19 protein-coding genes, 1 pseudogene and 1 riboswitch are annotated in these 22,923 nt (G+C 71.2%); of the genes and pseudogenes, 9 read left to right on the top strand and 11 right to left on the bottom strand.

Features of this window, described 5'->3' with window-relative positions; translation table 11 throughout:
* Positions 1 to 32 precede the first annotated feature (32 nt).
* Positions 33 to 440, bottom strand: a complete 408-nt coding sequence (locus ACZ7L7_RS09170) for a winged helix-turn-helix transcriptional regulator (RefSeq protein ID WP_285510670.1) — start codon at positions 438 to 440, stop codon at positions 33 to 35.
* 88 nt (positions 441 to 528) lie between these two features.
* Here ACZ7L7_RS09170 and ACZ7L7_RS09165 point away from each other — a divergent pair, with 88 nt between their 5' ends.
* Both ACZ7L7_RS09165 and rarD read left to right on the top strand, forming a co-directional pair.
* Positions 529 to 1,383 carry an SDR family oxidoreductase gene (locus tag ACZ7L7_RS09165; protein ID WP_285510671.1) on the top strand — a complete coding sequence of 285 codons (855 nt, stop codon included), beginning with the start codon at positions 529 to 531 and terminating at the stop codon, positions 1,381 to 1,383.
* 167 nt (positions 1,384 to 1,550) lie between these two features.
* The gene (gene rarD, locus ACZ7L7_RS09160; protein ID WP_453599134.1) at positions 1,551 to 2,501 is read left to right on the top strand and encodes an EamA family transporter RarD; all 951 of its coding nucleotides are present in this window, start codon (positions 1,551 to 1,553) and stop codon (positions 2,499 to 2,501) included.
* Positions 2,502 to 2,533: 32 nt separating this feature from the next.
* Here rarD and ACZ7L7_RS09155 read toward each other — a convergent pair.
* A pseudogene (locus ACZ7L7_RS09155) lies at positions 2,534 to 3,736 on the bottom strand (MFS transporter); the annotation flags it as partial.
* A gap of 164 nt (positions 3,737 to 3,900) precedes the next feature.
* On the opposite strand from ACZ7L7_RS09155, the gene ACZ7L7_RS09150 reads away from it, so the two are divergent.
* Positions 3,901 to 4,383: a VOC family protein gene (locus ACZ7L7_RS09150; RefSeq protein WP_453599042.1), complete on the top strand. Its 483-nt coding sequence runs from the start codon at positions 3,901 to 3,903 to the stop codon at positions 4,381 to 4,383.
* A gap of 35 nt (positions 4,384 to 4,418) precedes the next feature.
* Here the strand turns inward: ACZ7L7_RS09150 and ACZ7L7_RS09145 are convergent, their stop codons facing one another.
* Positions 4,419 to 5,489: a tetratricopeptide repeat protein gene (locus ACZ7L7_RS09145; protein WP_285510674.1), complete on the bottom strand. Its 1,071-nt coding sequence runs from the start codon at positions 5,487 to 5,489 to the stop codon at positions 4,419 to 4,421.
* 232 nt (positions 5,490 to 5,721) lie between these two features.
* On the opposite strand from ACZ7L7_RS09145, the gene ACZ7L7_RS09140 reads away from it, so the two are divergent.
* Entirely contained in the window at positions 5,722 to 6,303 is a 582-nt protein-coding gene (locus tag ACZ7L7_RS09140) for a flavodoxin family protein (protein WP_453599036.1), read from the top strand.
* Positions 6,304 to 6,330: 27 nt separating this feature from the next.
* Here the strand turns inward: ACZ7L7_RS09140 and ACZ7L7_RS09135 are convergent, their stop codons facing one another.
* The 4 genes from ACZ7L7_RS09135 to ACZ7L7_RS09120 form a co-directional block, all read right to left on the bottom strand.
* Positions 6,331 to 7,284, bottom strand: coding sequence for an ABC transporter permease (locus ACZ7L7_RS09135; RefSeq protein WP_472075419.1), 954 nt, complete (start codon positions 7,282 to 7,284; stop codon positions 6,331 to 6,333).
* Complete coding sequence (locus ACZ7L7_RS09130) at positions 7,271 to 8,242, bottom strand: ABC transporter ATP-binding protein (protein ID WP_472075417.1); 972 nt, start codon at positions 8,240 to 8,242, stop codon at positions 7,271 to 7,273. The genes ACZ7L7_RS09135 and ACZ7L7_RS09130 overlap by 14 nt, the downstream gene beginning before the upstream one ends.
* 10 nt (positions 8,243 to 8,252) lie before the next feature.
* Complete coding sequence (locus ACZ7L7_RS09125) at positions 8,253 to 9,461, bottom strand: LolA family protein (RefSeq protein ID WP_285510678.1); 1,209 nt, start codon at positions 9,459 to 9,461, stop codon at positions 8,253 to 8,255.
* Between the two features lie 500 nt (positions 9,462 to 9,961).
* On the bottom strand, positions 9,962 to 10,972 hold the full coding sequence (locus tag ACZ7L7_RS09120; protein WP_453599026.1) for a polyprenyl synthetase family protein: 1,011 nt from the start codon (positions 10,970 to 10,972) through the stop codon (positions 9,962 to 9,964).
* 693 nt (positions 10,973 to 11,665) lie between these two features.
* Positions 11,666 to 11,860: riboswitch (cyclic di-AMP (ydaO/yuaA leader) on the top strand.
* A gap of 3 nt (positions 11,861 to 11,863) precedes the next feature.
* On the opposite strand from ACZ7L7_RS09120, the gene ACZ7L7_RS09115 reads away from it, so the two are divergent.
* Positions 11,864 to 12,337, top strand: coding sequence for a transglycosylase SLT domain-containing protein (locus ACZ7L7_RS09115; protein WP_285510680.1), 474 nt, complete (start codon positions 11,864 to 11,866; stop codon positions 12,335 to 12,337).
* 18 nt (positions 12,338 to 12,355) lie between these two features.
* On the opposite strand, the gene ACZ7L7_RS09110 is transcribed toward ACZ7L7_RS09115, so the two are convergent.
* On the bottom strand, positions 12,356 to 13,177 hold the full coding sequence (locus tag ACZ7L7_RS09110; protein WP_285510681.1) for an HAD family hydrolase: 822 nt from the start codon (positions 13,175 to 13,177) through the stop codon (positions 12,356 to 12,358).
* A gap of 146 nt (positions 13,178 to 13,323) precedes the next feature.
* Here ACZ7L7_RS09110 and ACZ7L7_RS09105 point away from each other — a divergent pair, with 146 nt between their 5' ends.
* The 3 genes from ACZ7L7_RS09105 (at position 13,324) to ACZ7L7_RS09095 (ending at position 16,455) form a co-directional block, all read left to right on the top strand.
* Entirely contained in the window at positions 13,324 to 13,950 is a 627-nt protein-coding gene (locus ACZ7L7_RS09105; protein ID WP_471591778.1) for a hypothetical protein, read from the top strand.
* A 100-nt stretch (positions 13,951 to 14,050) separates the two neighbouring features.
* Complete coding sequence (gene fahA, locus ACZ7L7_RS09100) at positions 14,051 to 15,268, top strand: fumarylacetoacetase (RefSeq protein ID WP_285510683.1); 1,218 nt, start codon at positions 14,051 to 14,053, stop codon at positions 15,266 to 15,268.
* A 248-nt stretch (positions 15,269 to 15,516) separates the two neighbouring features.
* Positions 15,517 to 16,455 (top strand): M56 family metallopeptidase, encoded by a 939-nt coding sequence (locus ACZ7L7_RS09095; protein ID WP_285510684.1) that lies wholly within the window; start codon positions 15,517 to 15,519, stop codon positions 16,453 to 16,455.
* Positions 16,456 to 16,829: 374 nt separating this feature from the next.
* Here ACZ7L7_RS09095 and recQ read toward each other — a convergent pair whose 3' ends face one another.
* On the bottom strand, positions 16,830 to 18,812 hold the full coding sequence (gene recQ, locus ACZ7L7_RS09090; protein ID WP_285510743.1) for a DNA helicase RecQ: 1,983 nt from the start codon (positions 18,810 to 18,812) through the stop codon (positions 16,830 to 16,832).
* A 264-nt stretch (positions 18,813 to 19,076) separates the two neighbouring features.
* Between recQ and ACZ7L7_RS09085 the strand changes: the two genes are divergently transcribed.
* Positions 19,077 to 19,559: a hypothetical protein gene (locus ACZ7L7_RS09085; RefSeq protein ID WP_285510685.1), complete on the top strand. Its 483-nt coding sequence runs from the start codon at positions 19,077 to 19,079 to the stop codon at positions 19,557 to 19,559.
* Between the two features lie 145 nt (positions 19,560 to 19,704).
* On the opposite strand, the gene nuoN is transcribed toward ACZ7L7_RS09085, so the two are convergent.
* The gene (nuoN, locus tag ACZ7L7_RS09080) at positions 19,705 to 21,354 is read right to left on the bottom strand and encodes an NADH-quinone oxidoreductase subunit NuoN (RefSeq protein ID WP_472075414.1); all 1,650 of its coding nucleotides are present in this window, start codon (positions 21,352 to 21,354) and stop codon (positions 19,705 to 19,707) included.
* Positions 21,351 to 22,922, bottom strand: coding sequence for an NADH-quinone oxidoreductase subunit M (locus ACZ7L7_RS09075; RefSeq protein WP_453599011.1), 1,572 nt, complete (start codon positions 22,920 to 22,922; stop codon positions 21,351 to 21,353). Before ACZ7L7_RS09075 ends, nuoN begins: the two co-directional genes overlap by 4 nt.
* Position 22,923: the final 1 nt, after the last annotated feature.

Here is a 22,923-nt window from a genome sequence, read left to right as displayed (position 1 = left end):
GGAAGTAGGGGGCCTGCGCACATGCCCGGTGCTCAGGCCCCTTTCCGTACCCCGGACTCCCGGGCCTTGGCGGCGTCGTAGGCCTCCCGGGCCTCCGACACGCGGTCCATCCGCTCGCGCGTCCACTCCGCCAGCTCGCGCACCCGCTCCGCCGCCTCGCGGCCGAGGGCGGTGAGGGAGTAGTCGACGCGGGGCGGGATGACCGGCTGGGCGTCGCGGTGGATCATGCCGTCGCGTTCCAGGGTCTGGAGGGTCTGGGTCAGCATCTTCTCGCTGACCGGGCGGACCTCGCCGATCGCGCGGCGCAGCTCGCTGAACCGGTAGGGCCGGTCCAGGAGGTTGATCAGGACGAGAACGCCCCAGCGGCTGGTGACGTGCTCCAGGACCAGCCGGTACGGGCACATCGCGTCGCTGCCCGGCCCGGCGTCACTAACCTTCATGGCAGTACCTTACTTCAAAGTGGGTACTTTCCAATAGTTAGCGCTCCTTCTAGGGTCGATCGCAGATCACCCCACAAGGAGTCGTTTCATGAGCATCGTCGTCACCGGAGCCACCGGACACCTCGGCCACCACGTGGTGGAGCAGCTGCTGGAGAAGGTCCCGGCCGACCGGATCACCGCCGTCGCGCGCACCCCCGAGAAGGCGGCCGACCTCGCCGAACGCGGGGTGCGGATCGCGGTCGCCGACTACAACGCGCCGGAGACCTTCGACGGCCTCTTCTCCGCCGGCGACAAGGTGCTGCTGATCTCCGGAAACGAGTTCGACAAGGGCCGGGTCGCCCAGCACAGGGTGGTCATCGACGCGGCGAAGGCCGCCGGGGTCGCCCTCCTCGCCTACACCAGCACCATCGGCAGTCTCACCGCCCCACTCGCCGCCGACCACCGCGGCACCGAGGAGGCGCTGACCGCCTCCGGAGTGCCGTACGTGCTGCTGCGCAACGGCTGGTACCACGAGGTCTACACCGAGAACCTCGGCCCGGTGCTGGAGCACAACGCCGTGGTGGCCGCCGCGGGCGACGGCCGTATCTCCGCCGCCGCGCGCGCCGACTACGCCGCCGCCGCGGTCGCGGTCCTGACCGGCGAGGGGCACGAGAACAAGACGTACGAGCTGGGCGGCGACGAGGCGTGGAGCTTCGCCCAGTTCGCGGCCGAGCTGAGCCGGCAGACCGGCCGGGAGATCGGCTACAACGCCGTGACCGGCGAGGTGATGAAGGACATCCTGACCGGTTCGGGGATGCCGGAGCCGTTCGCCGAGCTGCTGGTGGGCGTCGACGCCGCCACGGCCAAGGGCGAGCTGGTGGTCCCGGGCGGCGAGCTGTCCAGGCTCATCGGCCGCCCGACCACACCCCTCGCCGACGCCGTGGCCGCCGCGCTCAAGGGCTGACCTGGGACTTCCCGACTGTCATGACCGTATAGCGATACGGGCATGACAGCCGGGGGTCTTCGGCGCTACCTTCTTCCAGGCGAGTACGACCAGAGGGAGGGCCCGTGAACGGGAAGCCGAGGGGCGAGCGGCACATAGGACTGCTGAACGGCTTCGCGGCTTACGGGATGTGGGGGCTCGTTCCGCTGTTCTGGCCCCTTCTGGAGCCCGCCGGGGCGGTGGAGATCCTGGCCCACCGGATGGCCTGGTCGCTGGTCTTCGTCGCCGCGGCCCTGATCGTCGTACGCCGCTGGGCCTGGGCCGGTGAGCTGCTGCGGCAGCCGCGGAAGCTGGGTCTGGTCGCCGTGGCCGCGGGTGTCATCACCGTCAACTGGGGCCTGTACATCTGGTCCGTGAACTCCGGCCATGTGGTCGAGGCCTCGCTCGGGTACTTCATCAACCCGCTGGTCACCATCGCCATGGGCGTGCTGATCCTGAAGGAGCAGCTGCGGCCCGTGCAGTGGGTGGCGGTGGGCGTGGCCTGCGCCGCCGTCGTCGTGCTGACCATCGGCTACGGCCGTCCGCCGTGGATCTCCCTCATCCTCGCCTTCTCCTTCGCCACCTACGGTCTGGTGAAGAAGAAGGTCAACCTCGGCGGCATCGAGTCGCTGGCCGCCGAGACCGCCATCCAGTTCCTGCCCGCACTCGGCTACCTGCTGTGGCTCACCACGCAGGGCGACTCCACCCTCACCACCGAGGGCCCGGGACACGCCGCGCTCCTCGCGGCCACCGGCATCGTCACCGCGCTGCCGCTGGTCTGCTTCGGCGCGGCCGCCATCCGCGTGCCGCTGTCCACCCTGGGCCTGCTGCAGTACATGGCGCCGGTCTTCCAGTTCCTGCTCGGTGTCCTCTACTTCCGCGAGGCGATGCCGCCCGAGCGCTGGGCCGGTTTCGCGCTGGTCTGGCTGGCGCTGACGCTGCTGACCGCCGACGCCTGGCGTGCCGCGCGCCGCTCCGCCCTGGCGCTGCGGGCCGAGACCAGCAGGCCGAGCGTCACCATCACCACCGGCACCACCAGCGCCGTACGGAACGCCGACAGTGTGTCCTCGGGGCCCGATCCGGTGGACGCCAGGCCGTAGACGGCGGTCACCGCGGAGATCCCGATCGCGGCGCCGAACTGGGTCGAGGTGGTCAGCAGCCCGCTCGCCAGCCCCTGCTCCTCCTCGGCGACACCGCCGGTCGCCGCGATCGTCAGCGGCCCGTAGGCCAGCGCGAACGCGGCGCCCGCGACGAACAGCGTCGGCAGCATGAGCAGGTACGGCCAGTCCATGCCGACCGGCAGGAACAGGCCGTAGGCCACGACGGCGAGCGCGAAGCCGCCGACGATCACCCGGGCGTTGCCCCACTTGGCGACCAGCCTCGGGGTGAGGGTCGGCGCGAGGACGGCGTCGCAGCCCATGACGATCAGGGCGAGCGCGGTCTGCAGCGCGGACCAGCCGCGCAGCTCCTGCAGATACAGGGTCACCACGAACTGGAAGCCGAAGAAGGCGCCGAGGAAGAGCAGCGCGCCCAGGTCGGCCCGTGCGACCGGCCCCACGCGCAGGATGCCCAGCCGGACCAGCGGATCGGCGCTGCGCCGTTCGACGAGCACGAACCCGGTGCCGAGCAGCACCGCCGCGACCGCCGCCGCCGAGGTGAGCGGCCAGCCGTCCAGTCCGTGCTCCAGGCGTACGACGGCGTAGGCGGCCACCAGCATGGCGCTCGCGACGAGGATCGCGCCGGGCAGGTCGAAACCGCGCCCGCGCTCACGCTGACCCTCCTGCCGGGGCACCAGCCGTACCGCCGCGAACAGCAGGAGCGCGGTCAGCAGCACCGGTGCGAAGAACACCCACCGCCAGTGCAGTTCGGTGAGCAGTCCTCCGGCCACCAGGCCGAGGGAGAAGCCGCCCGCGCCCGTGCCGGCGAAGACCAGCAGGGCCTTGTTGCGCGGCGGGCCCTCCTCGTAGGACGTGGTGATCAGGGACATCGCGGCCGGGGTCATGAAGGCGGCGGCGACGCCGGTGACGAATCGGGCGAGGACCAGCATCCAGCCCCCGGTGGCCAGTCCGCCGAGCCCGGAGAAGCCCAGGAAGACGGTGAGCCAGAGCAGGAGCATCCGGCGCCGGCCGAGCAGATCGGCCGCCCGTCCGCCGAGCAGGGTGAATCCGGCGTATCCGAGCACGTACCCGCTCATGACCCAGGCCGCGGTTCCGGTGGAGAGCCCCAGATCGGCTCTGATCGACGGGATCGCGACGGCCATCATGGCGACGTCGATGCCCTCCAGGAAGATCGTTCCGCAGAGGACCAGCAACAGCGCCCAGGCGCGGGTGCCCATGAGCACACTCCAGGGGAAGAGGGGTGGTCACGCGATCAGGCCGGCTCCCTCCGATGGGACACTTACGAGCCTGCCAGGGATGGCGGTTCCTGGACAGGGCCACTGACACTCCCGAGGCGCATATAGGACATTCCCTGTCCTACTCGCGGGCTATGAGTGACCCCATGACACAGACTCCCGAATCTTCGTCGGCTCCCGTCCCGCTGCACTGGAAGCTCGTCGTCGACTGCTCGAACCCGCAGGCGCAGGCCGACTTCTGGGCCGCCGCCCTGCACTACGAGGTCGAGGACAACAACGCGCTCATCGAACGGCTGCTGGAACTCGGGGCGCTGCCGCGCGAGGCGGTCGTCGAGTTCCACGCCCGCCTCGCCTTCCGGGACCTGGTCGCCGTACGGCATCCCGCGGACCCCTACGACCCCGACAGCGGGACCGGGCTCGGGCGGCGGCTGCTGTTCCAGCGGGTGCCTGAGGAGAAGACCGTGAAGAACCGGCTCCATCTCGACCTGCACGCCCCCGAGGGGCGGCGGGAGGCCGAGGTGGAGCGGTTGCGGGCGCTCGGGGCTCGGGTACAGCGGGAGGTGAAGGAGCCCTCCGGGCAGTGGACGGTCATGGAGGACCCGGAAGGGAACGAGTTCTGCGTCCAGTAGGGGGCTGGTTCGCCTCCGTTAAGGGGCGGAGGCGGTCAGAGGCGGGCGGCGCGTTCGGTAAGGCGGTTCATCCGGGTGCGGGCCGACTCCAGGCGCCCGGGTTCCTCCGCCGCCGGGCCGCCGTCCTCGGCGAGGGCCGACCACAGGGCGATCAGTTCGTCGCCCAGGCGCAGGCCCAGCTCCGGGTCGCGTACGGCACGCCAGGCCGTGGCCGCGCTCAGGACATTGCCGTAGGCGGCCTCGCGGTCGTGGGCGCGGTGGTGGATGCCGGCCACCTCCAGGGCGAGCGCGAACGCCGTGGCCGGTTCTCCGGCCAGGTAGGCGATGTAGGCGGCCAGTTCGCGCAGCCGCAGCACCTCCGGGTGCTCCGGGCCGAGGGCCCGGGACGCCTCGGCGACGGCGTGCTCGGCGAGCCGCGCGGCGTCCTCGGTACGGCCCTCCCGTACGGCCTCGTTGATCGCGGCGACGGGTTCGGCCAGGGGCCCCGCGGGGGACGGCTCGTCTCCCAGTACGGCTTCGGCGACGGCGTCGAAGCCGCGGGCGCGGGTGGGGGTCTTGGGGGCCGGTTCCGGGGGGAGGGCGGTGGCCTGGAGGAAGGGGTGGGGCTTCGGCTTCGGCCCCGGCTGGGGGGTGGGCGGGGGCGTGTCCGCCGCGGGCGTGGGCTGCGGGGCCATCACGGGCGGGGGGCCGAAGACGCCGGTGGGCGGGGAGACGGTGCCCAAGGGGATCGGGTGGGGGTCGACGACGCAGAGGGGCGGGGTGGGAGCGAGGGGTGCCGGCTCAGAGGCGACCGGGGTCGGCTCGGTGGTCACCTCCCACGGCTGTCCCGTCAGTGTGCTGGAGCCGTCCAGGTTGATCTGCAGCGGTACGGCGTAGCCGATCCGGTCGTCCCGGATCGTGGCGTGGACGGGGTGGCCCCCGGCGAGGGCGATGCGATGGAGGTGGTTGAGGACGGCCTGCTGGATCTCCTGGCCCGGGGCCGCCGTGACCGTGACACCGCCGACCGAGGCGCCGCCCTGGCCGGCGGCGGGGACATGGACCTGGATCGGGGCCGCCGACGGCCCAGCCTGCTGTACCGGATTCTGCGCGCGGCTGAGTCGAGACATCGCTTCCTCACTGGCTGGCAACACCACCTACGACGAGTCTCTCCGCAGGCCACCCGTACACACGTCACCGCGACGTCACAGGCTCGTTCCAGCCTGCGGTCCGGCCACGTGCGGGCACAACCCCCGGTACATGCGCTCGACAATTTATTGCGTACGCATATAATGCATGTGCAGTTTGTTCGCGCACGCCTGCAATGGTGGGCCTGCGACCGTCCGCGATCCTGGGGGACCCATGACCCGCCGCTTCCTGTTCGTCCTGGGCAGCAGCCGCTCCGACGGCAACACCGAACTGCTCGCCCGCCGCGCCGCCGAGCAGCTCCCGGAGGACGTCGAGCAGCAGTGGATCGACCTGTCCGCACATCCGCTGCCGGACTTCGAGGACCTGCGCCACGACAGCGACCACGTCCGGCCCACCGAGGGCGATGTCGGGCTGCTGTTCGACGCCACCATCGCGGCGACCGACGTCGTGATCGCCTCCCCGCTGTACTGGTACACGCTCTCCGCGCCCGCCAAGCGCTACCTCGACTACTGGTCCGGCTGGCTGCGCACTCCCGGCGTCGACTTCAAGAAGACGATGGCCGGGCGCACCCTGTGGGGCGTCACCGCGCTCTCCGATCACGAGCCGTCGGTCGCCGACCCGCTGATCGGGGCGCTGAACAACTCCGCCGCGTACATGGGCATGCGCTTCGGCGGGGTGCTGCTCGGCAACGGCAGCAAGCCCGGCGACGTACTGAACGACACCGGGGCGCTGACCCGGGCGAAGACCTTCTTCCAGGGGGAGGCTCCGCTCGCGCGGTTCCCGTACGAGGGGTGACCGTGGCCTGCGCGGGGCTCTGGCCGCTCAGGCGGTGATGTCCTTCGTCGTGAAGCGGGCCCAGGCCGCCGACCCGAACACGGCCGCGTAGAGGGCCTGCAGGCCGAGGTTCTTGACCAGGTCGTCCCAGTACACCGGCTCGCGCATCAGGTCGGCGAAGGACAGCCAGTGGTGCGAGAACAAGTACGGATGGATCGCGTCCAACTGGGGGATCTGGTCGAGGATCTGGACCGTGATCAGCAGGCCGACCGTCGTCGCCATCGCCGCGATGCCGCTGTTGGTGAGGGTGGAGACGAACAGGCCCAGTGCCGCCACCCCAGTCAGGGACGCGGCGACGACCAGGGCGATCAGCAGCGCGCGGCCCAGGCCCTCGGTGAAGCTGATCCGGGTGCCGGAGATCGTCGTCAGCTCGCCCAGCGGGAACAGCAGCGCGCCGACCGTGAGCGCCGAGACCGCGACCACCAGCGTGGCCAGCAGGCAGAAGGCCAAGGTGGTCGCGTACTTGGTGAGCAGCAGCCGGGTGCGGCCCGCGGGGGCGACCAGGAGGTAGCGCAGGGTGCCCGCGCCCGCCTCGCCGGCGATGGCGTCGCCCGCGATGACACCGACGGCCATCGGCAGGAAGAACGGCAAGGTCGCGGCGAGCGCGGTGAACACCAGGAACAGGCCGTTGTTGGTGATCTGCGAGATGAACGCGGGGCCTTCGCCCGCACCGCCACCGCCGCCCGTCGAGCCGCCGTCGCCGGTCTCGATCCGTACGGCGATGCCGACGAGGACGGGGACCGCCGCGAGGACGCCGAGGAGGGCCAGGGTGCGCCAGCGGCGGAGGGTGGTGCGGAGTTCGTTGAGGAGGAGAGAGCCGTGGCGGTGGAGGGGGATGCGCTGGCCGGTGCCCTCTTGAGCCGTGCGCCCAGTGGTCTCCTGAGCCGTCCTCCTGGTGCTCCCGGTGCGCTCCCGAGCCGGGTCCAGGTCAGCCCGCGACATCGAAGCCCTCCCCCGTCAGCGCCACGAACGCCTCCTCCAGCGAGGCCCTTTCCACGCCGAACCCCCGGACGCGGACACCCGCGGTCACCAGGGCGGCGTTCACCTCGGCGAGGTCGCGCTCCGGTGGTTCGGCGGTCACCCCGTCCTCGATGACGACGACGTCCGCCGCGCCCTGTTCCTTCAGCACGCGGGCCGCGTCCGCCGGATCCGGGGTCGTCACCACGAGGCGGCCCCGGGTTCCGGCCGCGAGGTCGCCGACCGCGCCCTGGGTGACGAGCCTGCCCTGCGCCATCACGGCCGCGTGGGTGCACACCTGCTCGATCTCGTCGAGGAGGTGGGAGGAGAGGAAGACGGTCGTGCCGTCGGAGGCCAGCTCCCGTATCAGGGACCGGATCTCGCGCATCCCCTGCGGGTCGAGGCCGTTGGTCGGCTCGTCCAGCACCAGCAGCCGACGCGGCTGGAGCAGTGCCGCCGCGAGGCCGAGCCGCTGTTTCATGCCGAGCGAGTACGCCTTGGCCTCCTTGCCCGCGGCGGCCGTCAGGCCCACCCGGTCCAGTGCGGCGGCGACGCGGGCACGCCGGGTGCGCGGGTCGGCGGTCGGGTCGGCGGCGTCGTAGCGCAGGAGGTTGTCGCGGCCGGAGAGGAAGCCGTAGAGCGCGGGGCCCTCGATCAGGGCGCCGACGTGCGGGAGGACGGCGCGGGTGGCGCGCGGCATGGGGCGGCCGAGTATCCGGGCGGTGCCGGAGGTGGGTTCGATCAGGCCCATCAGCATGCGGATGGTGGTGGTCTTGCCGGAGCCGTTGGGCCCGAGGAAGCCGAAGACGCTGCCCGCCGGGACGGTCAGATCGAGGCCGTCCACGGCGAGTTGTCCGCCGCGGTAGCGCTTGGTGAGCCCTCGGGTGACGATCGCGCCGTCACCCGGCTCGGATTCCCGCTCCGCGGCGGACGTGTCGGTCATGCGTGCCTTATTACCCGGCGTTGGCGGCCTTCACCAGCGCGTCCTTGGTGACGGCGCCGACGTAGACCTTGCCGTCGTCGGTGATCAGGGCATTGACCAGGCGGGTCGAGAAGACCCGGCCCTCGCCGAACTCGCCCTTGGCCTTGTCGCCGAAGGAGTCGATGAAGTCGCCGAACTGGCCGAGGTCACCTTCGAGCTCGTCGCCGGACGGGATGCCCTCGCCGCCGGTCTCCAGGACGGCGACGGAGTTCCAGCCCTCGCCGATCACCCGCGGCTCGCCCTCGGGCACGTCGTGCTCGGACGTCTTCCCGGGGGCCCTCCCGGCGCGCTCCTCCTTGACGGCCTCGTCCTCCTCCGTGACCTTCGCGCCCTTGGGCGGCGTGAAGTCGAAGGTCGAGGCGTTCGGCTTGGCGAAGCTGACCTGGGTGAAGCCGGCGTCGATCACGGCGGCGCCGCCGCTGGAGGGGGTGAGCGTGAACTTCAGCGGCGTACCGGTCTTGGCGTCCACCGCCACGGTGATCGCGCCGACCGTGGTGCCGGACTGCTTGGGCTCGATCAGCAGGCGGTAGGCGTCCCGGCCCGCGACGTGCGCGGTGCCGTCGACGGTGACGGACGTGGTGTCGTCGACCGCCTTCAGGGCCTCCTCGGCGAAGTCCTTGGGCGTGGCCGGGACCTCCTCCTCGTGCTTGCCGCTCTCTTCGGCGGTGCCGTGGAAGACCTCGTTGGTCTCGCTGTCGTAGCCCCAGACGTCCTTGCCGTTGTGGATGAGGCTGTACTCGCTGGCCTTGCCGAGCAGCGAGATCTTCTGCCGGTCGGGGCCGTCGGCGGCGACCCTGAGGGTGTGCGAGCCGCTGACCAGCTCGGTGAGCTTCGTGGACGGGTCGGCGGACGAACCGCCCTCCCCGGATCCCATCGCCCCGGACGTCAGCGCGCTCTCCAGCCCGCCGAGGTCCGGCAGCCCCAGATCGGTGCTGATCTTCACGGTCCCGGACAGCTGCTGTACGTCGGACTCGGCGATCTTCTGGATGAGTTGTTCTGCGCTGATCTCCGGCAGGTCGGGGTCACCGGAGCTGGCGAGGGCGGGGACGAGACCGATGGTCGCCGCCGCCACCCCCACCACCGCGACCGGCACGACGTACCGCGCGGCCTTGCGCCGTCCGGAGCGCAGGTCGTCGTTCTCGTCCGCGGTGGTGGTGTCGTCGGATCCGTACGGTGCCATGTGTGCCTTACCTCCGTCGTCGGCGGCGGCCTGCCAACTCCCGTGCGTCCAGCCCGTAGCCGCCATTCTCACCCGAATCGGTGAGGAGTGGTGTTTTCCGTTGTCACCATCTGACCAAATCGGCGGCCGTGAATCGTCAGACCGCGGGCTCAACTCCGTGTACACCTGCGGTATGACACGGAAGGGCGGTGTCTCCCCCGACCCGTAGGGGTTGCGACGGAGACACCGCCCTCATCGGTCCTCATCGGTGCTGCGGCACGGGGGTCGGCCCGGCGCTGCGGCACGGGGGTCGGCCCGGGTGGTGCGGCACGGGAGTCGGCCCGGGTGGTGCACCACGTCCGCCGGCGGCAGCCGCCGGGCGAGCGGCACGCCGACAGCCGGGCGCATCACGTCAGCCCGCCCGGGTGCATCACGTCAGCCCGCCCGGTGCACCCGTCCGCCCGCCGGGTGCATCACGTCAGCCCGCCCGGTGCACCCGTCCGCCCGCCGGACGCATCACGTCAGCCCGCCCGGTGCACCACCGCGTCGCACAGCTCCATCAGCGCGGCCTTCGCGTCGCACTCGGGCAGCGGGGCGAGCGAGGCGCGGGCGTCCTGCGCGTAGCGCACGGTGTCGCGCCGGGCCTGCTCCAGGGCCGGGTGGGCGCGCAGCGAGGCGAGCGCCTCCGCGTGCCGCGTGTCGTCGCTCAGGTCGGAGTCGAGCAGCTCGCACAGGGCGATGTCCTCCGCGAGGCCGAGCCGCTCGGCCCGCTCGCGCAGCCGCAGCACCGGCAGGGTGGGGATGCCCTCGCGCAGGTCGGTGCCCGGGGTCTTGCCGGACTCGTGCGAGTCGGAGGCGATGTCCAGCACGTCGTCCGCGAGCTGGAAGGCGACCCCGAGCCGCTCGCCGTACTGCGTGAGCACGTCCACCACGGTCTCGTCGGCGCCGGACATCATCGCGCCGAAGCGGCAGGACACGGCGACCAGGGAGCCCGTCTTGCCGGCCAGCACGTCGAGGTAGTGCTCCACCGGGTCGCGCCCGTCCTGCGGGCCCGCCGTCTCCAGGATCTGCCCGGTGACCAGCCGCTCGAAGGCTTCGGCCTGGACCCGGACCGCCTCCGGACCGAGGTCGGCGAGGATGTGGGAGGCGCGGGCGAAGAGGAAGTCACCCGTGAGGACGGCGACGGAGTTGCCCCAGCGGGTGTTGGCGCTGGCCACCCCGCGCCTGACCTCGGCCTCGTCCATCACGTCGTCGTGGTACAGCGTCGCCAGGTGGGTGAGCTCCACCACCACGGCCGATGGCACGATGCCCGGCGCGTACTGGTCCCCGAACTGTGCCGCGAGCATCACGAGCAGCGGCCGGAACCGCTTCCCGCCCGCGCGCACGAGGTGCTGGGCGGCCTCCGTGATGAAGGGGACCTCGCTCTTGGTGGCTTCGAGAAGACCCTCCTCGACAGCCGCCAATCCGGCCTGGACATCGGCTTCCAGAGCCTGGTCCCGCACGCTCAGCCCGAACGGCCCGACGACGGTCACGAGGGGTCTCCTGTCTGCTGGTGTCTACCGGTGATTACGCGGTTTGTCGATAGGTCGCTGCCTTCACTCAAGTCAGCGTATCCGGTCAGGTTTCGATCACCGATGCCGCCCGCCCGTCCACGACGGGCGGTATGGGATCACGCCGGTTATGTTTTTGATCACCTGATAAGGACTGATATTCATCGATTTACGTGGAAATCGATTTACTCGGCAGTAGTGGAGCGCGTCTCGAACCGGGGTCGACACGGCTTCGCCCGGGGTGGCTGCGACTCCCTCCGCACCGCACCGCGACCCTGGCCCCCGGGTCACTCAAGGCGATCGCTGCGGCCCGCCCCACAGACGATCACCATGACAACGACGCGCACCACCGCAGAGGTTCCGCGAAAGCGGCTCCACGGAGGCAGTTCCGCGAACGACCCACCAATACAGCCCTATTGAGGCTCCTTAGGCCTATTGCCCGTTTTGCTCACTCTTGCGATTCGGGGTGACGTGACTCACGCGGGCACCCCAGCGGGCGGCACTCCGAAGCGGGCCGAAACCCTTTCCCTGTCGGCGAGTTGACCCTTGGCATACGCAAATCGCAGCCCGCCGCAAACCTCCTGGACGAAGATCAAATCCGTGAATATGTGAATCCGGTACTTGTTTCGGACATGTGCTCTCGCATACGTTCCCGGCCTGTCGGGCGGACGCCGAATCCTGCCGCCGCCCGGCTTCACCCGAGAGAACTTCGTACGGCAGGAGCGGGGGACCCAGGTAAGTCGCCGGGCCGGGCGTCTGCGGACGTGCCGGAACGGCTCGGGGTGAAGTCGCGCGCCTTGAGGGGCGTGCGGCCGGGCAGCTCCCGCCCGAACCCGACAGCTCACCTCGCAGGCGCCGGAGAGGAACTTCGCCATGCCCGCTGCCGCTCAGCGCCGCCCCCGCCGTATCGCCCGCAAGCTCGCCGTCCTCGGCACCGGAGCCGCCGTACTGGCCCTCCCGCTGCTCGGCGCCACCACCGCCTCCGCGGCCACCCCGACCGCCACCACCGCCGCCTCGCTGGGGTACGCCAACAACCTCGACGGCTGGATCCGCGCGTCCCTGCAGGTCATGGCGGACCACGGGATCCCCGGCAGCTACAACGGCATCTACCGCAACATCATCCGGGAGTCCTCCGGAAACCAGTACGCGATCAACAACTGGGATTCCAACGCCGCCGCCGGCACCCCCTCCAAGGGCCTGCTCCAGGTGATCGACCCGACCTTCATGGCGTACCACGTGCCGGGCACCTCCTACGACCCGTACGACCCGGTCGCGAACATCACCGCCGCCTGCAACTACGCGGCCAAGCGCTACGGTTCGATCGACAACGTGTGGGGCGCGTACTAGCAGCCCGGGGGGCGCCCGCTAGGCCGCGGCCCCTTCCCTGAGCAGTCTTTCGAGGACGACGGCGATGCCGTCGTCCTCGTTCGACAGGGTGATCTCGTCGGCCACCGCCTTGAGTTCGGGGTGCGCGTTGGCCATCGCGACGCCGTGCGCGGCCCAGTCGAACATCGGGATGTCGTTCGGCATGTCACCGAAGGCGATCGTCCGCTCCGGGCCCAGGCCGAGGTAGTCCGCGGCCAGGGCGAGCCCCGTCGCCTTGGTGATGCCGCATGGCTGGAGTTCGACGGTCCCCGGCCCCGACATCGTGACGTTCGCCAGCGAACCGACCACCGAGCGCGCCGTCGCCGCCAACTCGTCGTCGGACAGCTCGGGATGGCGCAGCAGCACCTTGCTGATCGGCTCGCACCACAGGTCGTCACGCCGTCCCACCCGCACCGCGGGCAGTGTGGGGTGCGGCATCAGGTACCCCGGCTCGATCAGCGTGAGCCCGTCGACGCCGTCCTGGTCGACTGCCGCGTACACCTCCCCCACCTCGGCCTCGATCTTGCCGAGCGCCGTCTCGGCCAGCTCCCGGTCCAGGGTGACCGACCACAGCAGACGGTCCGCGCCGGCGTCGTACACCTGCGCGCCCTGTCCGCACACCGCGAGCCCCCCGCTGCCCAGGTCGTCGAGGAGCGGGCGCACCCTGGGCGCCGGTCGGCCGGTCACCACCAGGTGCCGGGCTCCGGCGGCCGCCACCCTCGAAAGCGCGGCCAGCGTCCGGTCGGAGAGCGTGTCGTCGCCTCGGAGCAGCGTGCCGTCCAGGTCGGTGGCGATGAGTGAATATGCGAGGGGTGCGGCCATGATCAGAGAATACGGACACCACGCCCCGCCGACTCAGCGCGAACCGGACGTCCCCGGCGCCCGCACAAGCCCCGCGCGCCCCTCCAACTCCCTTTCCCGCACCGGCATCTGGTGAAATGAGGACATTGCAGGGACGGACGGGGGCGATGGTGTTGGCGGGCCGGGACGGGGACTTCTCGGAATATCTCCGGGGCGCGGCAGCGGGTGTTCTCCGTCGCTTTCCCGAGCGGCTGGTTCCCGAGATCTACGCGCTCTCCTTCCGTATCTGGCGGGTCGACGACGACGATCGCCGCCCGTACGTCGCGATCGGCTACAACACCGAGTCCCAGTACGAGCGTGAGCGGCGGCCGGAGGACCCCGGCGAGGCCCGCTGGAACTACGCCTGCTGGCTCCTGGACGGCTTCGAGACGCTGGGGAGCGCACCGGAGGATCCCGTGGGCGGTCCGCTGTACGAGGCCGAGGTCAGACGGCTGGGGCTGTGGTTCGAAGAAGACCAGGAGGACCAGGAAGACCAGGAGGACCACGAGGACACGGAGGTCGAGGTCAAGCGCGAGTTGCTCCAGCTCCACTTCGACGACGCCGTCCTCGGCCTCGCCCGGCACCTCCACGCGAGCGGCGCCATCGGGTCCGTCCTCGGCCGTCCGCTGCCCGTCGTGATCTTCGACATGTACCGGCCGGGCTGGGAGGTCGAGGCCACCGCGGCGGCCAACCCGCCCGAACTGATCGCGGACTTCCTCGCCTGGCAGCGGGCCCAGGAGGACCCCGACGCGTGATCACCGCACTTCGTGCGCACTGCCCAGGACGGGCAACACGCCCGTAACGTGAGGGGCGACGACACGGACCCGTGGCACGCACGAGAGCGAGGCAGCACCCATGCCCCCCTTTGATGTCCCCGAGGGCGACCCCTTCGGCTCGCACAACCTCCCCTACGGCGTCTTCTCCGTCCCCGGCGAGGACGACGGCGCCCGCAGGGTCGGCGTACGGCTCGGTGACCACGTCCTCGACGCGGGCGCGGCGGCGCTGGCACTGGGCTCCCCCTACGCCTCCCTGCTCGCCAAGCCCACGCTGAACCCGCTGCTGGCGGCGGGCCTCACCGCCTGGTCCGACGTGCGCCGTGCGCTGACCGCCTGGGTCACGGTGCCGTCCCACCGCGAGGCGATCGAGCCCTTCTTCCACCCCCTGTCCGCGGTGACCCTGCACCTGCCCTTCGAGGTCGCCGACTACGTCGACTTCTACGCCTCCGAGAACCACGCCCGGAACGTCGGCCGGATCTTCCGACCCGACGCGGAGGACTCCCTCACCCCGAACTGGAAGCACCTCCCGATCGGCTACCACGGCCGCTCGGGCACGGTCGTCGTCTCCGGTACGGACGTTGTACGGCCTTCCGGCCAGCGCAAGGCGCCCTCCGACCCGGCCCCCGTGTTCGGCCCCTCCGCGCGGCTGGACATCGAGGCCGAGGTCGGCTTCGTGGTGGGCGTGCCGACCCGGATGGGCGGCCCGGTCGCGCTCGCCGACTTCCGGGAGCACGTCTTCGGCCTCTGCCTGCTCAACGACTGGTCCGCGCGCGACCTCCAGGCCTGGGAGTACGTCCCGCTCGGCCCCTTCCTCGGCAAGTCCTTCGCCACCTCGGTGTCGGCCTGGATCACCCCGCTGGACGCCCTGGACGCGGCCCGGGTGGCACCCCCGGAGCGCACCCACCCGCTGCTTCCCTACCTGGACGACACGGACGACGAGCCCGGCGGCTACGACCTGCGCATCTCCGTCTCCCTCAACGGTCATGTGATCTCCGAGCCCCCCTTCTCGACGATGTACTGGACCGCCGCCCAGCAGCTGGCCCACATGACGGTCAACGGCGCCTCCCTGCGCACCGGCGACCTCTACGGCTCCGGCACGGTCAGCGGGCCGACGGAACGCGAACGCGGTTCCCTGCTGGAGCTCACCTGGAACGGCCGCGACGCCCTGGAACTCCCCGACGGCAAGCGCACCTTCCTGGAGGACGGCGACACCGTCACCATGACGGCGTGGGCCCCTGGGGCGGACGGCGCCCGGGTTGGGCTGGGCGAGGTATCCGGGCGGATCGTGGCGGGCTGAGGTCCACCGGGGTTCCTGGGGCGCGGCACCCGTCGGTGCGGCGGGTCACTGGGGCGCGGCACCCATCGGTGCGGCGGGTCAAGATCCAGGGACCCGTGCGGAGTTCAACGGCCGCAGACATCTGCCGCGCGCCGCCCGTCGCCGTCATACTGTGCGGCGGACGGTGCGCCCGGCGCGCGCTCCGGACCGCCCGTGCCCAGCACGCCCCGCGCCCGCCGTTGTCCCGACCAGGATCCGGAGCCCATGGCATGACCTTCTGCCTGCTCCTGCTGAGCGTCGTCGCCGTGACCGCCGCCGTGCCGGTGCCGCGGTCCCTGACCCGGGCGGTCTGGCCCGAGCGGGAACCGGTGGTCGCGCTGTGGGTGTGGCAGTGCCTGGTCGCGACGGTCCTGCTGTCCTGTCTGACCGCGCTGGTCCTGGGCGCCGCCGCCGTCTTCCACACGGTGCGCGACCATGTCTTCGCTCCCGCGCCGCCGGCCGTGACCGCCGCGTACGACCTGTCCGCGGCCCCGGTCTGGGCCGTCGTCCTCACCGTGCTGCTGGCCTGCGGCGCCGCCTGGACGACGGCGATGCTCGCCCGCGAACTGGTCGAGGCCCGCCGCAGCCGCGGCCAGGCCCGCGCCCACCTGCGCGAGCGCGCCCCGGAGCTGCCCGCGGGCCTGCCTGCCGCGCGGGGCCCGCTGCTGGTGCTGGAGGACGAGTACCCGGACGCCTGGTGGATGCCCGGCAGCCCGCCCCAGCTGATCGTCACCACGGGTGCCCTGCACCGTCTGACCGACCACCAGCTGGACGCCGTCCTCACCCATGAGCGCGGCCACGCCCGAGCCCGCCACGACTGGCTGCTGCACCTCTCCACCGCACTGGCCACCGGTTTCCCCCGAATCCCGCTGTTCGCTCACTTCTGCGACCAGACCCACCGCCTGGTCGAACTGGCCGCCGACGACACGGCCTCCCGCCGCTGCGGCCACCTGACCACGGCGCTGGCCCTGATCGAGCTGAACCAGCACCGAGGCGTGCTCTCCTGTTCCTCCAGCCACCGCCTCCTCGGCGAGCGCGTCGACCGCCTCCTGGCACCCCCGCCCCGCCTGACCCGGCACCGCAGAGCGATGACCACGGCCCTCGCGGCACTGACCCCGCTGGTACCCCTGCTGATCACCTTCGCACCGGGGCTGACGGCGCTGGGGTAGACCGAGGGGCGGCCCACGGCACCGGGGCAGGCGGGCCGAGGAGCGCGGCTGACGGCGCAGGCAGCGACCGAGGGCGGCTGCCTGCGGGTGCTCCCCGCTCTGGCGGCTCCGGGCCCGTACGCGCGGAGGCCGGCCGCGCGAGTGCAGAGCGGGCGAGCCGGGCAGCCGGCCGCACTGGGTTCAGCAGGCGAGCCGCACGCTGACGGGCTCGGCCCGACCGAGGGGCCGCCGCCGACGCAGGACTATGCCCAACGCCCCACTCCGGCCCCGAGCCCTGGGCCCCGAGCCCTGTGCCCGTACGCGGCGGAGGCCGGCCCCGCCCGGCTCGGGCGGCTGACCGCACGGGGCTCGGCGGGAAGCCGGGTGGCTGTGGCCTACGCCCAGTCGTCCGGCTCCGGTTCCAGGTCCGGCTCATCCTCCGGCCACTCCCCCGGGTCGTCCGAGGGCTCGGCCGCGTCGGTGGCCGACGTCGCGGTGCCGGTCAGTCCCGCCAGGACCCCGATCACGCCCTCGCCGTACGTCGCCAGCTTCTTCTCGCCCACTCCGCTGATGCCGCCCAGCTCGCGCACGGTGGAGGGCCACACGGTCACGATCTCTCTCAGCGTGGCGTCGTGGAAGATCACATAGGCCGGTACGCCCTGTTCCCGCGCCTGCTCCGCGCGCCAGGCGCGCAATGCCTCGAAGGCCGGCACCAGCGCCTCCGGCAGCTCCGCGGCGGCGGTCTTCGCCTTGCTCTTGCCGGCGGAACCGGAGGACGCGGACCGGGACGCCACCGGCTTGGGCGGCTCCTTGCGCAGCGGCACCTCCCGCTCGCGCCGCAGCACGGCCCCGCTGCCCTCGGTCAGCACCAGGGTGCCGTAGTCGCCCTCGACCGCCAGCAGGCCCTGCGCCAGCAACTGCCTGATCACGCCCCGCCATTCGCCCTCGGTCAGCTCCTCACCGATACCGAAGACGGAGAGCTGGTCGTGGTCGAACTGGATCACCTTCGCGGTGCGCTTGCCGAGGAGGATGTCGACGATCTGGACCGCCCCGAACTTCTGCCCGCGCTCGCGCTGCAGCCGTACGACCGTCGACAGCACCTTCTGCGCCGCGACGGTGCCGTCCCAGGTCTCGGGCGGGGTGAGGCAGGTGTCGCAGTTGCCGCAGCCGGTGGGGTCGGGGTCCTGGCCGAAGTAGGCGAGGAGTTGGCCGCGTCGGCACTGGGCCGTCTCGCACAGCGCGAGCATCGCGTCGAGGTGGGCGGCGGCGCGGCGCCGGAACGCCTCGTCGCCCTCGCCGGACTGGATCAGCTTGCGCTGCTGTATGACGTCGTTGAGGCCGTAGGCCATCCACGCCGTGGACGGCAGCCCGTCGCGGCCGGCGCGGCCGGTCTCCTGGTAGTAGCCCTCGACCGACTTCGGCAGGTCGAGGTGGGCGACGAACCGCACGTCCGGCTTGTCGATGCCCATGCCGAAGGCGATCGTCGCCACCACGACCAGTCCGTCCTCGCGCAGGAACCGGGACTGGTGCGCGGCGCGGGTCCCGGCGTCCAGGCCCGCGTGGTACGGCACCGCCTCGACGCCGTTGCGGCTGAGGAACTCCGCCGTCTTCTCAACCGAGTTGCGCGACAGGCAGTAGACGATGCCCGCGTCCCCGGCGTGCTCCTCGCGCAGGAAGGCCAGCAGCTGCTTCTTCGGGTCGGCCTTCGGCACGATCCGGTACTGGATGTTGGGCCGGTCGAAGCTCGCCACGAAGTGCCGGGCCGACGGCATGTTCAGCCGCTGGGTGATCTCCTGGTGCGTGGCCCGGGTGGCGGTCGCGGTGAGCGCGATCCTCGGGACGTCCGGCCAGCGCTCGCCGAGCACCGACAGCATCAGGTAGTCGGGGCGGAAGTCGTGGCCCCACTGGGAGACGCAGTGCGCCTCGTCGATCGCGAACACCGAGATCTTGCCGCGCGAGAGCAGGTCCAGGGTGGTGTCCAGGCGCAGCCGCTCCGGCGCGAGGTAGAGCAGGTCCAGTTCCCCGGCGAGGAACTCGGCCTCCACCACCCGCCGTTCGTCGAAGTCCTGCGTGGAGTTGACGAACCCGGCCCGCACCCCGAGCGCCCGCAGCGCGTCCACCTGGTCCTGCATGAGCGCGATCAGCGGGGAGACCACGATGCCCGTGCCGGGTCTGACCAGGGCCGGGATCTGGTAACACAGCGACTTGCCGCCGCCGGTCGGCATGAGGACGACGGCGTCCCCGCCGGCCACCACATGCTCGATGACCGCTTCCTGCTCCCCCCGGAAGGTCTCGTAGCCGAAGACCTTGTGGAGCGTGGTCAGTGCCTCGCTCCCGGCTGTCGCTGTCATTGCACCGATCCCGCCCGTCCCGCCCATCGTCGTGCCCCCCGTACGTCGCTCCTCGACCACTGGGTCCACGATAGGGGTCCGCACCGACAGCGCCGGAGTTATCCACAGGCTCGTGGAATCACGTTCGGTAGTCATGCCAATGGCTGCTGTCATCTGGCAGCGCCCCGGTGGCCGGGACATGCTCGGCGAGCGGGACACGCACCGGCAGGCAGGGGAGGCCCGCCCGGTTCCCGCCCTCTTCGTACGGGGCGTGCCGTTCGGGCGCGCCCGTCCCCCTCAAGGAGTCACAGCATGGCCTCTCGCTCCCTCAAGGCCGTCCTCACCGCCGCGCTGACCGCGTCCGTCGCGCTGGCCGCCGTCCCCGCGCAGGCCGCCGCGGCGCCCGATCCGTCCGTCTGGACGGACCTGACCCCGACGTACACGGCGACCGGGAAGTACGGCTACGAGCCGTTCGCGGCGAAGGGCGGATACCAGTGGACGGACGAGTGCGTGCCGAACATGGGCTACCACTACGTCAACCCGAAGTACCTCAATTCCCTCGATCCGGCGAAGCCCGCGGCGCTGCTGTACGAGGACGGCAAGCACGGCAGGGAACTGATCGCGGTGGAGTGGGTCGTGGAGGACAAGGGCCAGGCGACCCCCGAACTGTTCGGGCGGAAGTTCGACGAGGGTCAGCTGCCGGGTCATTTCACGCTGCACGCCTGGATCTACAAGCACAACCCGGACGGGCTGCTGGAGGGCTTCAACCCCAAGGTGAAGTGCCCCAAGGCGTGACGGCCCCAAGGCCTGACCGTCCGAAGGACTGACCATCCGAAGGACTGACCGTCCGAAGGACTGACCGTCCGAAGACCTGGCCGGACACGCACGAGGGCCCCGGCTCCCCTCTCGGGAACCGGGGCCCTGGTGCGACCCGCTCGCGTCAGCGCACGAACACCCCTGCGTCGCTCGCGAGCTCCAGGAAGTACTGCGGCGCCACACCGAGCACCAGCGTGACCGCCACGCCGACGCCGATCGCGGTCATCGTCAGCGGCGACGGCACCGCCACCGTCGGGCCCTCGGGCCGCGGCTCGCTGAAGAACATCAGCACGATGACGCGGATGTAGAAGAACGCAGCGATCGCCGACGAGATCACACCGACCACGACCAGCGGGGCCGCACCGCCCTCCGCCGCCGCCTTGAACACCGCGAACTTGCCCGCGAACCCGGAGGTCAGCGGGATGCCCGCGAAGGCCAGCAGGAACACCGCGAACACGGCCGCCACCAGCGGCGAACGCCGCCCGAGCCCCGCCCACTTCGACAGGTGGGTCGCCTCGCCGCCCGCGTCCCGGACCAGTGTGACGACCGCGAAGGCGCCGATGGTCACGAACGAGTACGCGGCCAGGTAGAAGAGGACGGAGGAGATGCCGTCCGGCGTGGTGGCGATGACACCGGCGAGGATGAAGCCCGCGTGCGCGATCGACGAGTACGCCAGCAGCCGCTTGATGTCGGTCTGCGTGATCGCGACGATGGCGCCGCCCAGCATGGTGATGATCGCGACGGCCCACATGACCGGCCGCCAGTCCCAGCGCAGGCCGGGCAGCACCACGTACAGCACCCGCAGCAGCGCGCCGAACGCGGCCACCTTGGTCGCCGCCGCCATGAAGCCGGTCACCGGGGTCGGCGCGCCCTGGTACACGTCCGGCGTCCACATGTGGAAGGGCACCGCGCCGACCTTGAACAGCAGGCCCATGACCAGCATGGCCGTGCCGATCAGGAGCAGCGCGTCATTGCCCATGGTGTCCGCGAGCGCCGGGTCGACGCTGGTCAGGGTGCCGTCGACGACCTGCGCGATGGTCGCGTAGGACACCGAGCCCGCGTAGCCGTACAGCAGCGCGATGCCAAACAGGGTGAACGCGGAGGCGAACGCCCCGAGCAGGAAGTACTTCACGGCCGCTTCCTGCGACATCAGCCGCTTGCGGCGGGCCAGCGCGCACATCAGGTACAGCGGCAGGGAGAAGACCTCCAGCGCGATGAACAGCGTCAGCAGGTCGTTGGCCGCCGGGAAGACCAGCATGCCCGCGACCGCGAAGAGCAGCAGCGGGAACACCTCGGTGGTGGTGAACCCGGCCTTCACCGCGGCCTTCTCGCTGTCGCTGCCCGGCACGGAAGCGGCCTGCGCGGCGAAGGAGTCGACCCGGTTGCCGTGCGCGGCCGGATCCAGCCGCCGCTCGGCGAAGGTGAACAGGCCCACGAGCCCGGCCAGCAGGATCGTGCCCTGGAGGAAGAGGGCGGGGCCGTCGACGGCGATGGCGCCCATCGCCGCGATGCCCGCCTTCGTGGTGCCGTACCCGTCGGCCGCGAGCGCGACCACTGCGGCGAAGGCGGCGACGAGCGCCACGGCGGAGACGAACACCTGGGCGTAGTAACGGGACTTGCGCGGGACGAGCGCCTCGATCAGCACGCCCGCCACCGCCGCGCCGACGATGATCAGCGTGGGCGACAGCTGTCCGTATTCGATCTTCGGCGCGTCGATCTTCGAGATCGGATCGGCCGCGGTTGTCCACAGGCTGTGGACGGCTGATGCGCTCACTTGGCCGCCTCCACCTCGGGCTGGGGGTCCTTCTTCTGTACGTCGGACATGGTCTGCTCCACCGCGGGGTTGACGATGTCCGTGACGGGCTTCGGGTAGACGCCCAGGAACAGCAGCAGCACGACCAGCGGTGCGACGACCGCCAGCTCCCGCACCCTGAGGTCGGGCATCGCCGAGACCTCGGGCTTGACCGGGCCCGTCATCGTGCGCTGGTACAGCACCAGGGTGTAGAGGGCGGCGAGCACGATGCCGAAGGTGGCGATGATGCCGACCACGGGATACCGCGTGTACGTGCCCACCAGCACCAGGAACTCACTGACGAACGGGGCGAGTCCGGGCAGCGACAGCGTCGCCAGGCCGCCGATCAGGAAGGTGCCGGCGAGCACCGGGGCGACCTTCTGGACCCCGCCGTAGTCCGCGATGAGCCGCGAGCCGCGCCGGGAGATCAGGAAGCCGGCCACCAGCATCAGCGCGGCCGTGGACAGGCCGTGGTTGACCATGTACAGCGTCGCGCCCGACTGGCCCTGGCTGGTCATCGCGAAGATGCCCATGATGATGAAGCCGAAGTGCGAGATCGACGCGTACGCCACCAGGCGCTTGATGTCGCGCTGGCCGACCGCCAGCAGGGCGCCGTAGATGATGCTGATCAGCGCGAGGACCAGGATGGCGGGCGTCGCCCACTTCGACGCCTCCGGGAACAGCCCGAGGCAGAAGCGGAGCATCGCGAACGTGCCGACCTTGTCCACGACCGCTGTGATCAGCACGGCGACCGGGGCGGTGGCCTCGCCCATGGCATTGGGCAGCCAGGTGTGCAGCGGCCACAGGGGCGCCTTCACCGCGAAGGCGAAGAAGAAGCCCAGGAACAGCCAGCGTTCGGTGCTGGTGGCCATGTCCAGCGAGCCGTTGGCGCGGGCCTCGGCGATCTCGGGGAGCGAGAAGTTCCCCGCGACCACGTACAGGCCGATCACCGCGGCCAGCATGATCAGACCGCCGACCAGGTTGTAGAGGAGGAACTTCACCGCGGCGTAGGAGCGCTGGGTGGAGGCCACCTCCTCGCCGTGCTCGTGGGCCCGGTCCCCGAAGCCTCCGATGAGGAAGTACATCGGGATGAGCATGGCCTCGAAGAAGATGTAGAAGAGGAAGACGTCGGTGGCCTCGAAGGAGAGGATCACCATCGCCTCGACGGCCAGGATCAGGGCGAAGAAGCCCTGCGTCGGCCGCCACCTCTTGCTGCCGGTCTCCAGCGGGTCGGCGTCGTGCCAGCCCGCGAGGATGACGAACGGCATCAGCACCGCGGTCAGCGCGATCAGGGCGACCCCGATGCCGTCCACGCCGAGGTCGTAGCGGACCCCGAACTCACTGATCCAGGCATGGGACTCGGTGAGCTGGTAGCGGTCGCCGTCCGGGTCGAAACGGACCATGATCACGACGGCGAGCGCGAGCGTGGCGAGGGAGAAGAGCAGCGCCAGCCACTTGGCGGCGGTGCGCCGCGCGGCCGGCACGGCGGCCGTGGCGACCGCCCCGATCGCGGGGAGCGCCGCCGTCGCTGTCAGCAGGGGAAAGGACATC

This window comes from Streptomyces sp. NPDC110618, from assembly GCF_055657065.1.
This window is presented reverse-complemented; position numbering and strand designations above follow the sequence as displayed.

Excerpts from the sequence above, each read along its gene's own strand:
- ACZ7L7_RS09170 (WP_285510670.1), bottom strand. The coding sequence starts at position 440 with ATGAAGGTTAGTGACGCCGGGCCGGGCAGCGACGCGATGTGCCCGTAC.
- ACZ7L7_RS09165 (WP_285510671.1), top strand. The coding sequence starts at position 529 with ATGAGCATCGTCGTCACCGGAGCCACCGGACACCTCGGCCACCACGTG.
- rarD (WP_453599134.1), top strand. The coding sequence starts at position 1,551 with ATGTGGGGGCTCGTTCCGCTGTTCTGGCCCCTTCTGGAGCCCGCCGGG.
- ACZ7L7_RS09150 (WP_453599042.1), top strand. The coding sequence starts at position 3,901 with ATGACACAGACTCCCGAATCTTCGTCGGCTCCCGTCCCGCTGCACTGG.
- ACZ7L7_RS09145 (WP_285510674.1), bottom strand. The coding sequence starts at position 5,489 with ATGTCTCGACTCAGCCGCGCGCAGAATCCGGTACAGCAGGCTGGGCCG.
- ACZ7L7_RS09140 (WP_453599036.1), top strand. The coding sequence starts at position 5,722 with ATGACCCGCCGCTTCCTGTTCGTCCTGGGCAGCAGCCGCTCCGACGGC.
- ACZ7L7_RS09135 (WP_472075419.1), bottom strand. The coding sequence starts at position 7,284 with ATGTCGCGGGCTGACCTGGACCCGGCTCGGGAGCGCACCGGGAGCACC.
- ACZ7L7_RS09130 (WP_472075417.1), bottom strand. The coding sequence starts at position 8,242 with ATGACCGACACGTCCGCCGCGGAGCGGGAATCCGAGCCGGGTGACGGC.
- ACZ7L7_RS09125 (WP_285510678.1), bottom strand. The coding sequence starts at position 9,461 with ATGGCACCGTACGGATCCGACGACACCACCACCGCGGACGAGAACGAC.
- ACZ7L7_RS09115 (WP_285510680.1), top strand. The coding sequence starts at position 11,864 with ATGCCCGCTGCCGCTCAGCGCCGCCCCCGCCGTATCGCCCGCAAGCTC.
- ACZ7L7_RS09110 (WP_285510681.1), bottom strand. The coding sequence starts at position 13,177 with ATGGCCGCACCCCTCGCATATTCACTCATCGCCACCGACCTGGACGGC.
- ACZ7L7_RS09105 (WP_471591778.1), top strand. The coding sequence starts at position 13,324 with ATGGTGTTGGCGGGCCGGGACGGGGACTTCTCGGAATATCTCCGGGGC.
- fahA (WP_285510683.1), top strand. The coding sequence starts at position 14,051 with ATGCCCCCCTTTGATGTCCCCGAGGGCGACCCCTTCGGCTCGCACAAC.
- ACZ7L7_RS09095 (WP_285510684.1), top strand. The coding sequence starts at position 15,517 with ATGACCTTCTGCCTGCTCCTGCTGAGCGTCGTCGCCGTGACCGCCGCC.
- recQ (WP_285510743.1), bottom strand. The coding sequence starts at position 18,812 with ATGGGCGGGACGGGCGGGATCGGTGCAATGACAGCGACAGCCGGGAGC.
- ACZ7L7_RS09085 (WP_285510685.1), top strand. The coding sequence starts at position 19,077 with ATGGCCTCTCGCTCCCTCAAGGCCGTCCTCACCGCCGCGCTGACCGCG.
- ACZ7L7_RS09075 (WP_453599011.1), bottom strand. The coding sequence starts at position 22,922 with ATGTCCTTTCCCCTGCTGACAGCGACGGCGGCGCTCCCCGCGATCGGG.